This window comes from Cyclobacterium sp. (assembly GCF_014762705.1).
Taxonomy (GTDB): Bacteria; Bacteroidota; Bacteroidia; order Cytophagales; family Cyclobacteriaceae; genus Cyclobacterium.
On the sequence record NZ_JABURL010000088.1, the window covers coordinates 22,703 to 36,563 of the forward strand.

Genomic DNA, 13,861 nt, shown 5'->3' on the forward strand with positions numbered 1-13,861 from the left:
GGTTAAATAGAAGTTAACAAACAAATATTTTTATTGAAGATTTTATTATGTGTTGTTAACTCAAAATTCGTTTATATCACCAACACTAACAAAACAAATCTGTATGAAAATTATCAATTACTTCATCTTTGTTTTGCTGATCGTAAATTCAGCTTGCCTATCCCAAAGAGACTTCGTTGCCGAATACGACTACAACTATAAAGGTGCTTTCAAGAAGTACAAGACCTTTGGCTTTGTGGAAGAAGAGGGAAAGGATGAGGCTGATTTTACAGGCATTATAGAAAAATCCATCACTTCAAGACTTGGATCACAGGGTTTTAGGCAGAAAGAAAATAACCCTGATTTGCTCATCATTCACAAACTATACATGAGTGAAGTTCGGTACAGAGGCTACAATCAACCCAATTTCGATTATTGGCTCAAAAAGCAGGGCATAGAATTGGTTGAAGAATCGGTATTGGATAGTTTGGAAAGACAAAAGAAAGGTGAAAATTACAATGCAGTAAAATATACTCAAAACGATGGTATGCTTGTTGTTTTGGTAATTGATCACAAGAAAGGCAATACCATCTGGCAGGGTTATACATCCGCCTATTTTGACTATGCTTCTCCAAACATTCACATTGATCTCACCAGAGCAACTTACAAGGTTATGGATCAATTTAAAATCCTTACCAGAAATTAAAAACCCTCATCATTCTTTAAACGCGTTCGTCAATTGAAGTTGATGGACGCGTTTTTTTTTTATTCATCCAATGAATTGAGCAGGGCAGACCAATGATCTCCTGTACAATATGTACCTTTGTGGAATGAATACACCTTCAAACCCCAATTTTGAGTCCTTCCTTGACAAGCTGCCTTTTGATACCTTTAATGCCATGCAGTTGGATTTTATGGAAAAATCCTTAGGCAATAAGCCCTTAATGCTGCTCGCACCTACAGGGTCCGGCAAGACATTTGCCTACCTTATTCCCCTTGCCCATCTTCTTCAGGAGAATTATCCCCATTCCTGGGGATTGATTATTGTGCCTTCCAGGGAGTTGGCCTTGCAAATTGAGCAGGTATTCAAATCACTGAAAACAGGCTTAAATGCATGCACCTGTTATGGTGGACATGCATTTAAAACTGAAGCAAACAGGTTAAAAGAAAATCCTGCATTGGTTATCGGTACTCCCGGACGACTATCCGAGCATGTACAGATTGGCAATTTGACCATCCCAGATTTAAAAATTGTTGTGTTGGATGAGTTTGACAAATCTTTACAATTTGGTTTTCATGAACAGTTGAAGGTTATTTTCGGTGCTCTGGACGGAAAACAAAAATACCAGCTTACCTCAGCAACAAAATTGGAAAGCCTTCCTGATTTTTTACCCTTTAGCGAATGTGAAACCCTGGATTATTTGAAAGAAAACGCTGGAAGTAAGCTGGATCTTAAATTAGTAAGAACATCCAGCGTAGAAAAAGTAGAGACCCTCATGCGCCTGCTGGCTGGTTTTGAACAGGAAAGCAGCCTGGTTTTCTGTAACCATAGGGAGGCGGTAAACAGGATCAGCACCCTTTTGACAGCGTACCATTTCCCCCATGGTATTCTTCATGGGGGAATGGAGCAAATAGACAGAGAAAAAAACCTCTTTCAATTCAGAAGTGGCACGCAAAAACTACTGATCGCCACCGATCTGGCCTCAAGAGGCCTGGATATACCTGAGATCAAACATGTGGTACATTACCAACTGCCCCCTCAAAAAAATGCTTTCATTCACAGAAATGGCCGAACTGCCAGAATGTTTGCTACAGGACAAAGTTATCTGATATTGGCCCATGATGAATCTCTTCCTGATTACCTGGAAAAAGAACTACCTGAACATGAGGTACCTGATGCATTTAAAGTCCCTGAAAACTCTTCATTGGCATGCCTGTATATCAGTGCAGGTAAAAAAGACAAAATCAGTAAAGGAGATGTCGTGGGATTTTTCACAAAAAAAGGGGGCTTGGATGGAAGTGATATTGGTTTGATCAGCATTTTGGATACAGCTACCTATGTGGCCATTCCAAAAGACAAGGTCCAGGAACTTCTCAAACTAACATCAAAAGAAAAATTGAAGAAAATTAAGGTTAAAGTAGCCCTTGCCAATTAATTCAGCAGAGAAAAAATGGCTATTATAGTATCATTTGAGACCCAACCTGCAAATGCACAAAATCCGTATCTCAAGTTTTGTTCTTCACCTCGACATCTTCTTCCCAACCAGTTTGTTTCAATGCAGGGTCATTTTCCTTTTTAAGGAAATCCGCCTGAGAGAGGGGCGCAGCATCCCAGTTTAAAATGGCATCATCAGGAACCATTTCTATCGGGTTTTTCCATGCGGTAGAAGTTTCGTTATAGGCTATATTCGATTGGGAATTGAAACAAGAAATAATAGACCACCTGGGTGCGTCGGAAAGGTTGGCTGCTGAACGGTGGAGTAAATTGGGATGAAAAAACAAAGCATCCCCCGGATCGATCTCGCAATAAACCAGGTCCATTGTTTTTAAGGCATTGTCGACCATTACCATATCGGCACCTACCTGCTCACCGGCAAACCCATGATTTACCCTTCCGATCTTATGGGAGCCTTTGATCACCTGCAAGCAGCCATTCTCCTTGTTGGCCGGTGTCAGGGCCACCATTACGCTAAGCAGTTGATCCGGGTACATAAACTGATTTTTATACCAATAGCCATAATCCTGGTGCCATTCCCAGGCTCCACCTACCTTGGGTTCCTTCTGCATTAATTTGGAATGAAAATGACAAACCGGTGCATCACTGTCCAAAAGTTGACCCACACAGTTGACCATTTTTTCACTTCTGGTCAGGTAACCAAATACATCATTCCCCGGGTTAAACCAAAGAGATAACCTTGTTTTCTTTCCGGATTGGTCATTGAGGTCCATGGCATTTTTCTGCATGGCATCGTCATGAACAGCCACCCGGTACATCCTTTCGGTTTCTGCCTCACTGCAAAACCCCCTGACCAATACATAGCCATCCTCGCGGAATTGTTTGAGTTGATTTGTATTTAATTTCATCACAGGTTTAAAGTAAGGAGAAAAAATGAAAATAAAAAGAAGGGAGATTAGAATACACAATCAAATTTCTACCTAAAACCCATGAATTTTATTTTGTGAAAATCAATTATTGACTTTTAATAATTTTCATTTTTCCATAATTCACACAATATAGCAGTATCAATTGAAGAGATCCCCACAATAAAGCCTAAAACCCCTTTCGGAATTACGAATTTCAAAAGAAAAATTTGTTTACGGTCTTTTATCAATTATTTACCCTGCATCTGCTACACTAATTTAGGGCATAACCTTAAAACAAAGTAGCCATGAAAAATCAATCCCTTCCCCTCAAAGGTAAAAATGAAAAGTTTTCATTTGTTTCCTGTCTTTCGGTATTCCTTCCACTGTTTACCATCATGATCGTCATCAGCACCCTGGATTTACCTGTTTATTTCCGGATTTTTATATTGTTATTTTCAGGCTGGTTCAGCTGGACCTTTACGGAATATTGCCTTCACAGATTTTACATGCACCGGCATTTTTCCCATCTGAATCAAAAGCTTTACCAATCCCACGAAAACCACCACCGGCATCCGGCAGATATACGGATAAATGTATCCCAACGTCTTCTGGCCAGCCTGTTAGGTGGCTTACTCCTTTTGCTGGCCTATCTGTGGGACAATTACTTCTCGATATTTGTAGGATTTTACCTGGGATTTCTGGGCTATACCTTGATGCATTATATCCTGCACCAAACCTGGGCCGCATATATATTCCGCGGGCTTCAGGATTCCCATATTCATCATCATGGAAAATATCCTGACAAATGTTTCAGCTTCAGCTGTATCTGGTGGGATAAAATATTCGGAACCCTACCTCCAAAAGATGCCAGGATATCAGACAAATTTCGGAAATACTATTTTTCTAATAATCACCATAAAAATTGATTCTTATAAAATAATCAAATGTATTATTGATAAAAATTAATATAAACTATTGCAAAATATAAATTTATTAAATATTATTAATAAGCCAAATCACACGTACCCAATTCTTGTCACCTAACCCACTGAAAGTTTTTTACTATTCCTTGGGTTTGAAAAAAATTAAAAGGCAAATACTATGGAAAGCAATCATTTTCAGGTCCAGTTTTTCCAGCATTTAAAGTCAATGCTACCACCCTATAAATCTCTGGTCAATGAGATTGCTGACCTCCTTGATATTAGTATTGATAGCACCTACAGAAGAATCAGGGGTCAAAAAATGATTAACATGGAGGAAATAAAAAGAATCAGCCAGCATTTTCAGATTTCTCTTGACCAGCTGATGAATTTAAACAGCCAGACGATCCTTTTCCATGGAAACCTAAATGACCAATCTGAAAACAGGTTTAAGTCCTGGTTGGAAGACATTTTACGCCAATTGGAATTGGTCAATCAACACCATCACAAGCACATTTACTTTCTGCTCAAGGATATCCCCCCTTTTTATCATTTTTATTTCAAAGAATTGGCCTATTTTAAATTCTTCTTTTGGATGAAATCCATCTTGTATTATGATAATTTTAAACACCAGAGTTTTGATGCAAAGGTCCATCGATTTGAAGAGTACGACGAATTGATTCGTAAAATCCTTAAGCTTTACAATAAAATACCGACCACAGAAATTTGGAATCTGGAAAGTATCAACACCACCTTGAGGCAAATTGATCTTTACCAGGAAATGGGTTATATCAGCCATACAGAAGATTGTTATTTAATCTATCAACAACTCCTTGAAATGATTGATCACATCGAAAAACAGGCGGAAATCGGCAGGAAATTTAATCCTGCCATTGGCCTGGAACATGATAATGCTTCCTATGAGTTACTTGTAAATGAATTTGTTTTGGGCGATAATACTTTTATGGCAGAATTGGATGACATTAAAATCACCTATCTTAATCATAGCGTTTTGTATTTTATCGGTTCGATGGACCCAAAACTAAATAGTGCCATGTTTGAAAGCCTGAATAACCTGATCAAAAAATCTACCATGATCAGTACTGTAGGGGAAAAGGAAAGGATACGGTTTTTTAAAAAGCTGAAACTGAAAATACAAACCGGTATGGAAAGAGTCAATAGAAGTAACTCCAATAATTCAATAGTGACTTCAGATCCGGGCGAAAAGAAAATCCCTTCCTGAAAATTACAACCAAGCATCAAATAAGGTCTGGAAATCCATTTTGATGCAAGCTGATTCACCAAATACGGATTTCACCCCTAAAATTTTTGGTAATCCATCCCTTATCAGCTATTTTTTCCTTAGTTTAAAGCAGTAATTATTCCAAATTAACCAAAAGCATACCTGCTGCCGAAACAAACTGTTTTGTGATCAGCAAAAATTCTTTCATAACCAGGCCTTTATTATGGTATCCAATTCGACAAAAAACTACATATACCTTGCTTTAATGCTGATAATCAGCCTTTGCTATCGGCCGGTTTCCGGGCAGCAAACCCGGCAAGCAAACAATATCCTCTACTATTTGCAAGGGGAAGCTGCAGCAATCACCAATAATTTTTCCCCTGAGCATATTTCTCCCGATGAATGGAAACAACTAAGGCCGGAGTATTACCATCAGTTCATTGAAATGATGGGCTTCTCTATGGATAAAATAAGAACCCCTCCAACAGTAACCCTCACAGGTACCGTGCAGGAAGATGGTTACAAAATAGAGAAATTTTATTATGCTTCTTCCCCCGGTCTGTATGTGCCGGCCAACCTGTATATTCCAGACGGCATCCAAATCCCAAGGCCAGCTGTCCTTTATCTTTGTGGCCATGCACACGGACAAAAAGCCCACTACCAGGCACATGCCAGGCGACTTGCCGAACTGGGCTTTGTGGTACTGATTTTTGACACCCTGCAGTTTGGGGAGGTAAGGGGCCACCATTGGGGGCCATACAATCAGGGCTGGTTTCACTGGTATTCCAGAGGATACAATCCCGCCGCTGTGGAATTATGGAATGCCATTAGAGGCCTGGACTACCTATCCACAAGAAACGAGGTGGATATGGATAATATTGGGGTGACGGGCATTTCCGGAGGTGGCTCCCAAAGTTGGTACATGGCCGCAGCAGATCCCAGGATCAAGGCAGCTGCACCGGTTTGTGGTGCAGGCACCCTTGATTCTCAGGTAGGAGAAAGAAGGATCGACGGACATTGCGACTGTATGATGCCTAACAATGGCTTCCAAATTGGTTTTCAGGAAATTGGCGCTTTGATCGCTCCCAGGCCACTTTTGATTGCGCAGTCGGATCAGGACGAACTTTATGGGATGGCCTCTACCCGGGATTTCTACAAGAAGCTCTCCCGGTTTTATCAAAATTATGATTCGGAACAAAACATCAGCCTGGTAGCCACACCGGGAGGGCATTCCTATCATGAGACCTCACGCAAAGCAATATTTTCATTTTTTTTACAGCACCTTATGGGGAAAAACATCCCACCCCAACAATTGGCTGATATTGAAACAAATCCGTCGAAATTACTTGCCGAAGAACGGCTAAAAGTATACGGGGAAGCTGCTCCGGATGGGGACCTTACCCCTGTTATTCAGGATCATTTCATTGAAATGGCTTCCCCACCGGTCATTACTAATGAAGAAGACCTGAAAAAATTCCGGCTAAAAGTAAAAGATTACCTGCTTACAAGAACTTTCAGTGCCTTTCCAAAAGTACCCACAGCCCTGGACGGAAAAGAAATCTATCAAACTGCCGACCTCGCTCCCTTTGGCAATAGAACTTTTTCTTTTACCAGTGAAAAAGGATGGCGGTTGAAGCTAAACGTATTTTACCGAAAGCCTCCTGAGGAAAATCATCCCCTGGTAATCATCCTCAGAAGCCCCGGTGAAGAACGCTGGGATAGTGAAAGCTTTGCTCAAAAAGTGGCCAAAGGCCAAAATGTGGCTTACCTTGAGGTAAGAGGTACTGGAGAAGTTGGTTGGGCTCCGGAATTGAACTGGCACGTGAGAAGAGCGGCAGCCTGGACAGGAAGGACAATTGCCTCCATGCAGGTGTATGATGCGATCAGAGCCCTTACTTTTGCCAAAACTCTTCCCGGCGTAGATCCGGGGAAAATCAGTATTGCAGCCAGAGATGGAATGGCTGCAGTAGCACTATATGCCGCATTTTTGGACGAGCAATGTGAGCAGGTAATTCTTCAAAACCCACCTGGTACCCATGATCAGCCAAGTCCTGAAAATGGAAGGGATTTTCCACTTGAACTGTTAAATGTATTGCGTATCACTGATCTGTATCAGCTTCCTGCACTTATATCACCAACCCGGGTAGTATTTGACGGAGATGTTCCGGAAGCATTCAATTGGTCCAGGGATATACTGGAAAAAACGGGAAGACCATCTTTTTCCATTCCTGGTTAATGCCATTAAAGCTATTTAGGTGCCATTTTTATCTTGATTTCCATGCTATTACAAGAAAAAACAGACATTCCGAAAATAAACGTTTCAAAAATGTACAAATATGGATGAAAAAGGAGTTATCAGCCCCAGGAATTACACCCATTTAACCTGAGTTCGAATTAAGATCGTCAATTAAAACCAATTGAATCGTCACTGCGAACCCTTTGTCGTGGGTATAGGAGCTGGGAAAGAGTGTGGCAGTTACGTTTGGCCCGAGATTCCCACGACTTTCACCGCTCACCCCCCCTTTAAGCCTACCGATAACGTTTTTGTTAAAAAACTGTAAATCAATGTATTGAAAACAACAATCGTCATTCCGATTTTTGCGTTTTTTTCAAATGTTAGGTCTACCGATGACGGGTTTAAACCTACTTCCTTAAAAGCATAATCTCTAAAGAAATATTAAAAGAAGAACACCTATATTTTAAAAACGCCAAGAGCGCAGGCCCGACAAAAAACCGGGGGGTGCGGGAGGATTGCGGGGGGAAGGATTTTTTTGTCTTGATTCTTTGGTACTTTTGGATCAAGCCAAAAGTACAATAAAAACAGGTTAAAATACCAAAAAAACCTTTGACTCATAATTATCCATTAAACAATGAGAAGTTTATATTCCCATATACTGCAAAAAACCTATCGTCTTCCCGATTTCTGCGTTTAAAAAAATTAATTCTACCGATGACGGTTTTTTAACGAAATTGAGTCGAACTCAGGTATTTATGGTATGGGAAATAATTTTGGAGAATTTAAAAACCCAGATTGACCGGATCAATCAACTCTACATTCCTTTTCATTTTTTTCTGGATGATTTTAAAATGGTGTTCATCCTCCTCAGAAATCAGGGAAATGGCTTCACCCGAGGAACCAGCCCTGCCAGTTCGACCAATCCGATGGATATAGTCCTTCGGGGATCTGGGAAGTTCATAATTCACTACATGGGGCAAAAATTGAATATCAATACCACGAGCCGCCAGATCCGTGGCCACCAAAACCCTGAGCCTTCCTTCCTTGAATTGGTGTAAGGCTCCTGTCCTTGCTCCCTGACTTTTGTCACCATGAAAAGACTCTGCCTGAATCCCGTGTTTTTTTAATTTTGCGGCCAGGTTATCTGCCGCCCTTTTTGAGGCTGTAAATACCAGCACTTGTTGCCAATTCCCTTCCTGGATCAAAAACCTCAATAATGGCCCTTTATTTTCCCTTGCCACCCTATAAGCAGACTGGGCGATCAGTTCCGGGGTTATTTTATCCTGTTCTATTTCTATCCTAACCGGCTGGTGTAACATCCTGGCCATCCATATTTCCACAGGCTCTTCCATGGTAGCAGAGAAGAGTATATTTTGCCTTTTTGCAGGTAAGTTGGAAAGGATTTCATTCACCTCCTCTTTAAACCCAAGGTTGAGCATCTTATCGGCTTCATCCAATACCAATATTTTCAATTCTGAGAGATCCACTGCATTTTTTGACAAGAGGTCCAGCAACCGTCCCGGGGTGCCAATCAAAATCTCCGTACCATAAATATCCATCATCTGAGGATTAATGGAAACACCACCATACACAGCGAGTGTTTTTACTTTTCTGGGTAAAAATTCACTGAAGACCCTCACCGTTTCTTCCACCTGGCTGGCGAGTTCCCGGGTGGGGACAAGTACCAATACCGGCATGGTCCGGCTTTTTATAAAGGGCCAATTCTGGAACATTTCCAAAAGAGGAAGCACATAAGCCGCTGTTTTTCCTGAACCCGTCGGCGCCAGGGCCATTACATCTTTCTTTTTTAGGATTGCAGGTATGGCTTTTACCTGAACGGGGTAGGCCTCCAGGTATTTGGCATTGTTAACCGCCTCTAGGATTTTTGACGAAAGTCCAAGATCAGAAAAGTTCATAACCTTATTTTTTGATCAAAGGTAATGTTTTTTGACTTCTCTCAACGCTGCCAAAGAATATAAGAAGACTCTAATGGCAGGGCCAATTCCGTACAAAAGGGAATCACCCTAATGGTAAAATGAGCAAGGGGCCGGTTGGCAGGCACTTTTCCCGTGTAAACCTGATGCCCATGGTCATCCATGTTTTCTACTCTTTGCATTTTGATCTTTTCTGGCATTGCCCCATTACGATTTTCTGCGAAAATCTCCACCGAAACCCATTCAGGATGAATTTCCTCTAACATCAGGGATGCCTGAAAAACATGAAATTCTCCTTTGGTTTCTGTCTGAATATCACCAAAACTTATCTTGTCCCAATGTTGCCGGACTTGTTGTTGTATTTCAAAAATCTCCATTCCCATTCCTGTAAAACTGGCACTTCGCTCCAGATACCTTTGAGCAGCAGGTAAATAATAATTGTCGGTATATTCCCTTACCGTTCTGTTGGCCGAAAAAACCGGGGCAAGCCTGGAAATACTTTTCCTGATTCTTTCGAGCCACATGAGTGGCAGGCCGTCTGGTGTACGCTCATAAAATTCAGGAATCACCTGATATTCCAGCATGTCATAAAGCAATTCTGCCTCTCTCTCCTCAGAAAGCCCATTATCTTTTGTATCTGCTGCATTTCCAATGGCCCAGCCTACTTCTGGTGAAAAAGCTTCTGCCCACCAACCATCAAGGGTAGAAAGATTAAGTCCACCGTTGACAAGTACTTTCATACCACTGGTGCCGCAGGCTTCCCAGGGCCTTTTTGGTGTATTCATCCAAACATCCACCCCACTCACCAATTGTTCGGTGATGCCCATATCATAATCGCTAAGGAAAACCACCTTTTGGTGCAAACGGTTTTCTTCAATGAATTGGATCCATTCCCTGATCAGGGCTTTACCCGTCTCATCCCCTGGCCCGGCTTTTCCGGCAAGCACCAACTGAAGGGGAAAGGATTTATGATTGAGCAAGTGAATGAGTCTTTTCTTATCCTTGAGAAGTAAATTTGGTCGTTTGTAGGGAACAAACCGCCGGGCGAATCCCAAAGTTAAAACGTGAGGATCAAATATATCCTCTATATTCAGGTTTAAGTGATCTATTCTTCCTCCAAGTTTGGATTGTCGTTCAAAGCGGCTCCTGATAAAATGAACCAGGTTTTCCCTGCAAATACTTCTGAGATCCCAAAGAGCTTCATCTGACAATTGACACATGGCTGCTTCCATATTGGCCAGATCACCTCTCCACCTATCCTTTCCGCAGGCATTTGTCCAAATTTTATCAGAAAATTCATTGTCCCAGGTGGGCATATGTACTCCATTTGTAACATGCCCAATAGGGATTTCATTTAAGGGCCAGCGAGGAAACAGGCAACTGAAGAGTTCCCTGCTCACAATACCATGCAACTGGCTAACCCCATTTACCGCCCCACATCCCCGCAGGGCTAAGAAAGCCATATTGAAATATTCTTCGGGATTACCAGGATTTTGCCTTCCAAGTGCCATCAATTTTTCCAAACCAATTCCCAAAACATTTCTGGCATACTGTCCCAGCATATTTTCCATAAGGTGGGGGTGAAAATGATCAAATCCTGCCGGAACGGCCGTATGGGTGGTAAACAAGTTCCCAGGTCGGGAAATGAAAAGAGCCTCTTCAAATGAGCACATTTTTTCTTTCATGATTTCCGCTGCCCTGGCCAATACCACAAATCCTGAATGACCCTCATTTAAATGACAGACCTCAGGTTTTAAGTCCATCTCAGCCAGTAATTTCCATCCCCCAATCCCCAGAATAATTTCCTGCTTAATCCGAAGTTCCGGTCCGCCTCCATACAATTCGTTGGTAATACCCCGGTGAACCGGCAAATTGGCCGGGTCATTGCTATCCAATAAGTAAAGCTTTACCCTACCTGCCTGGACTTCCCAGGTACGGAGCCAAAGGGTAAAACCTCCCAGCTGAACGGTTATCCTTAACCACTCCCCATCAGGTTTTCTCAAGGGAATGATGGGGACTTGTCCCGGATCATTAAAAACATGAATGGCTTGTTGGTTCCCATCTTGATCTATCTCCTGACGAAAATATCCCTGCTGATAGAACAATCCAATTCCTGTTACTGGGACTCCCAAATCACTGGCTGATTTTAACTGGTCGCCGGCAACATTACCAAGCCCACCAACATAAATAGGGAGTGCTTCATTCAGCATGAATTCCATGCTGAAATAAGCCAAATGGGTCAAACCAGATTGAGGGTATTTTTCCTGAAACCAGGCAAGGCTGTTGGTTGCTTCTTCTCTTTTTTTAAGTAATGCATCCAATTTTTCCTTAAATAATGGATCCTTAAGTAGTTGCTCGACCCTATTTCTTGATACAGTCTGCAGTACCAACCAGGGGTTTTGGGTTTGGTCCCAAAGCTCTGGATCCAATTGTCTCCACAGTTTATCGGCGGCGTGATTCCATGACCAACGCATATCCAGGGCCAGGGTCGCCAATTTTCCCACCTCTTTGTTTTCGGAAGGCAAAAATCCGTAAAGTTGTTGGGTATTGAAATATTTGTCCTCCTCCATCCTCAAATTTCTTATTTATTATTCAATTTTACTAATCCACCTTATTCTGGAAAAACAACTTATTTTGAGTGGGTTTATGAGAAAACCAATCCCGATTAATAATAACAGGGCTTCTTTTTTTAACCCCATCGAATTTACTTGTAAGGATGTTTGGAGATCGACTGGCTTGGCTGGTTTTTAAATAGGAACTGCCGTCCGGGAGTTTTCTGGAATGGAGGACACTTCCTATTAAAATCTCCTACACAACCAGCAGACAGGTCTTAGGAAACATTTCACACAGCTGGAATAATTAAGGCCTTTATCAGTCAAGCAGAAAACTACATTGGTAACCCTCTCCTTCAGCAGCTGGTAAGTAAGCGGATTTTTGCCAGGTGCGGAACTTTGAAAAAAGAACAACGATGATTGATATGGAGATCAGTTAATTAGGAAATATTTTTGAAATGGACTGTTTCATTTTATTATTTTTGTTCAGAGTTGTCAAACAGGGATTAGCCCCCCTTTTAAGTCTGAATTAATTTGGATTTGATTTCTTTAATTCTTTCCCTTATAGAAACCCCGGCAACATTTACATCTTCTGAAACCGCTAGTAAAAAAGACTTTACTGCGCCTTTGTGGTCTGTGGACCGACCATCTTTAATGTCGACATAGCGCATTGTTGTCCACATAAGGGTTTTCAACTCCTCCTTATTGTCATCCGTCATGTAATATTCCACAACCAAAGAATGGTGGTCGTGCCATATAACCCTGCTCATAATGCGTACCCACTCCCCAACTTTTGCTGGTCTGATATAAGAAATGTTATGGTTGTAAACCACCCAGGCCGCATTGTATTTCCTGATAAAATCGATCATCTCTACCCCGTAAAGTTTGGGTACCTGATCTTCTCTTGCATTGAAAAAATAATCAAAATACTTGGCATTGTTGAGGTGCTGCAAGGGATCACAATCCTGAAAACGGATCACTACCCGGCTTTCCGTTTCCTTGGGGTAATGCTTCTCTTTGTCGAATTCAAACATGTCTTAAAGGGTTACTATTGATCATCCTACAAATATAAATGATTTAAATCATTGTGGGGATTAGATTTAATTTCGCTAAATTAAAGTTCTAAAGATATCCACCATGAAGATCCTCGTTCCTACTGATTTATCCGAAAATGCCGAAAATGCCCTGGCATTTGCAAAAGCTTATGCCCTTCAACAGGATGCAAGCATCACCCTGTTGTATTCTTATTATGCTGTGTATGATTTTGCTGCCCAGGCAACGGAAATCATACAGACTATTGAAAATGATGCCAAAGTAGCGATGAAAAAATTCATTAGAACTTATGGAGATGGTATACAAATGAATTATAAAATAATTCAGGGCACAGTTTCTACTGCCATTTTTGCCACTGTAGCCAATGGAGACTATGACCTGGTGATCATGGGAACCCAAGGAGCAAGCGGGATCAAAAAGAAATTAATCGGATCCAATACCGCTACCGTGATCAAAGAAAGTGAAGTACCTGTCATTGCGGTGCCTTTTGGTGCATCTTTTGATGCTGTACAAGAGATTGATGTTGCGCTGGAATTGGAAAATGAAAATGAAGGCATGTTTAAAAAATTAATCTCGCTGACCGAAACATGGAATTTGCCATATCGCATCATCCATGTGATTACCAAACCAGATTTCAATAAAAAAATACTTTTCAAAGGCATGGAATCCTACGTGAATGAAAATTTCCCTGACAGTGAATTTAGTTTTGAAAAGCTGGAGGAAGCAGATGCCGGCAAAGGTTTGGATAATTTTCTTAAAGATAAACCAAAATGCATGTTGGTCATGTTTTCAAAGGACAGGGGATTTTTTGATGTAATATTCAGACCAAGCCACAGTGTGGAAATGGCCTATCACACCCA

General features: G+C 41.3%; 10 protein-coding genes. 6 read left to right on the forward strand and 4 right to left on the reverse strand.

What is annotated here, in order from left to right; genetic code table 11:
- The first annotated feature begins 103 nt into the window (after positions 1–103).
- Both HUJ21_RS16535 and HUJ21_RS16540 read left to right on the forward strand, forming a co-directional pair.
- Entirely contained in the window at positions 104–685 is a 582-nt protein-coding gene (locus HUJ21_RS16535) for a DUF4136 domain-containing protein (RefSeq protein WP_166148239.1), read from the forward strand.
- A 124-nt stretch (positions 686–809) separates the two neighbouring features.
- Complete coding sequence (locus tag HUJ21_RS16540) at positions 810–2,135, forward strand: DEAD/DEAH box helicase (RefSeq protein ID WP_291371743.1); 1,326 nt, start codon at positions 810–812, stop codon at positions 2,133–2,135.
- A 70-nt stretch (positions 2,136–2,205) separates the two neighbouring features.
- Here HUJ21_RS16540 and HUJ21_RS16545 read toward each other — a convergent pair whose 3' ends face one another.
- Positions 2,206–3,063: a phytanoyl-CoA dioxygenase family protein gene (locus tag HUJ21_RS16545; RefSeq protein ID WP_291371745.1), complete on the reverse strand. Its 858-nt coding sequence runs from the start codon at positions 3,061–3,063 to the stop codon at positions 2,206–2,208.
- A gap of 305 nt (positions 3,064–3,368) precedes the next feature.
- On the opposite strand from HUJ21_RS16545, the gene HUJ21_RS16550 reads away from it, so the two are divergent.
- The 3 genes from HUJ21_RS16550 to HUJ21_RS16560 all read left to right on the forward strand — a co-directional run bounded on the left by HUJ21_RS16550 (position 3,369) and on the right by HUJ21_RS16560 (position 7,462).
- A complete protein-coding gene (locus HUJ21_RS16550) occupies positions 3,369–3,989 on the forward strand; it encodes a sterol desaturase family protein (RefSeq protein ID WP_291371747.1) in 621 nt (206 codons plus the stop codon).
- A gap of 175 nt (positions 3,990–4,164) precedes the next feature.
- Positions 4,165–5,226 (forward strand): helix-turn-helix domain-containing protein, encoded by a 1,062-nt coding sequence (locus HUJ21_RS16555; protein ID WP_291371749.1) that lies wholly within the window; start codon positions 4,165–4,167, stop codon positions 5,224–5,226.
- Positions 5,227–5,491: 265 nt separating this feature from the next.
- Positions 5,492–7,462: a dienelactone hydrolase family protein gene (locus tag HUJ21_RS16560; RefSeq protein WP_291371751.1), complete on the forward strand. Its 1,971-nt coding sequence runs from the start codon at positions 5,492–5,494 to the stop codon at positions 7,460–7,462.
- A gap of 782 nt (positions 7,463–8,244) precedes the next feature.
- Here the strand turns inward: HUJ21_RS16560 and HUJ21_RS16565 are convergent.
- From HUJ21_RS16565 to HUJ21_RS16575, 3 genes are all read right to left on the reverse strand, one after another.
- Positions 8,245–9,378, reverse strand: a complete 1,134-nt coding sequence (locus tag HUJ21_RS16565; protein WP_291371753.1) for a DEAD/DEAH box helicase — start codon at positions 9,376–9,378, stop codon at positions 8,245–8,247.
- Positions 9,379–9,419: 41 nt separating this feature from the next.
- On the reverse strand, positions 9,420–11,966 hold the full coding sequence (glgP, locus tag HUJ21_RS16570; RefSeq protein ID WP_291371755.1) for an alpha-glucan family phosphorylase: 2,547 nt from the start codon (positions 11,964–11,966) through the stop codon (positions 9,420–9,422).
- Positions 11,967–12,466: 500 nt separating this feature from the next.
- Complete coding sequence (locus HUJ21_RS16575; RefSeq protein WP_291371757.1) at positions 12,467–12,982, reverse strand: acyl-CoA thioesterase; 516 nt, start codon at positions 12,980–12,982, stop codon at positions 12,467–12,469.
- Between the two features lie 103 nt (positions 12,983–13,085).
- On the opposite strand from HUJ21_RS16575, the gene HUJ21_RS16580 reads away from it, so the two are divergent.
- Positions 13,086–13,861 (forward strand): universal stress protein (locus tag HUJ21_RS16580; RefSeq protein WP_291371759.1); only part of this gene is annotated, 776 nt, incomplete at its 3' end.

Bases quoted from the DNA above. Each gene is read 5' to 3' on its own strand.
- HUJ21_RS16540 (WP_291371743.1), top strand. From the start codon at position 810: ATGAATACACCTTCAAACCCCAATTTTGAGTCCTTCCTTGACAAGCTG.
- HUJ21_RS16545 (WP_291371745.1), bottom strand. From the start codon at position 3,063: ATGAAATTAAATACAAATCAACTCAAACAATTCCGCGAGGATGGCTAT.
- HUJ21_RS16550 (WP_291371747.1), top strand. From the start codon at position 3,369: ATGAAAAATCAATCCCTTCCCCTCAAAGGTAAAAATGAAAAGTTTTCA.
- HUJ21_RS16555 (WP_291371749.1), top strand. From the start codon at position 4,165: ATGGAAAGCAATCATTTTCAGGTCCAGTTTTTCCAGCATTTAAAGTCA.
- HUJ21_RS16560 (WP_291371751.1), top strand. From the start codon at position 5,492: ATGCTGATAATCAGCCTTTGCTATCGGCCGGTTTCCGGGCAGCAAACC.
- HUJ21_RS16575 (WP_291371757.1), bottom strand. From the start codon at position 12,982: ATGTTTGAATTCGACAAAGAGAAGCATTACCCCAAGGAAACGGAAAGC.
- HUJ21_RS16535 (WP_166148239.1), top strand. From the start codon at position 104: ATGAAAATTATCAATTACTTCATCTTTGTTTTGCTGATCGTAAATTCA.
- glgP (WP_291371755.1), bottom strand. From the start codon at position 11,966: ATGGAGGAGGACAAATATTTCAATACCCAACAACTTTACGGATTTTTG.
- HUJ21_RS16565 (WP_291371753.1), bottom strand. From the start codon at position 9,378: ATGAACTTTTCTGATCTTGGACTTTCGTCAAAAATCCTAGAGGCGGTT.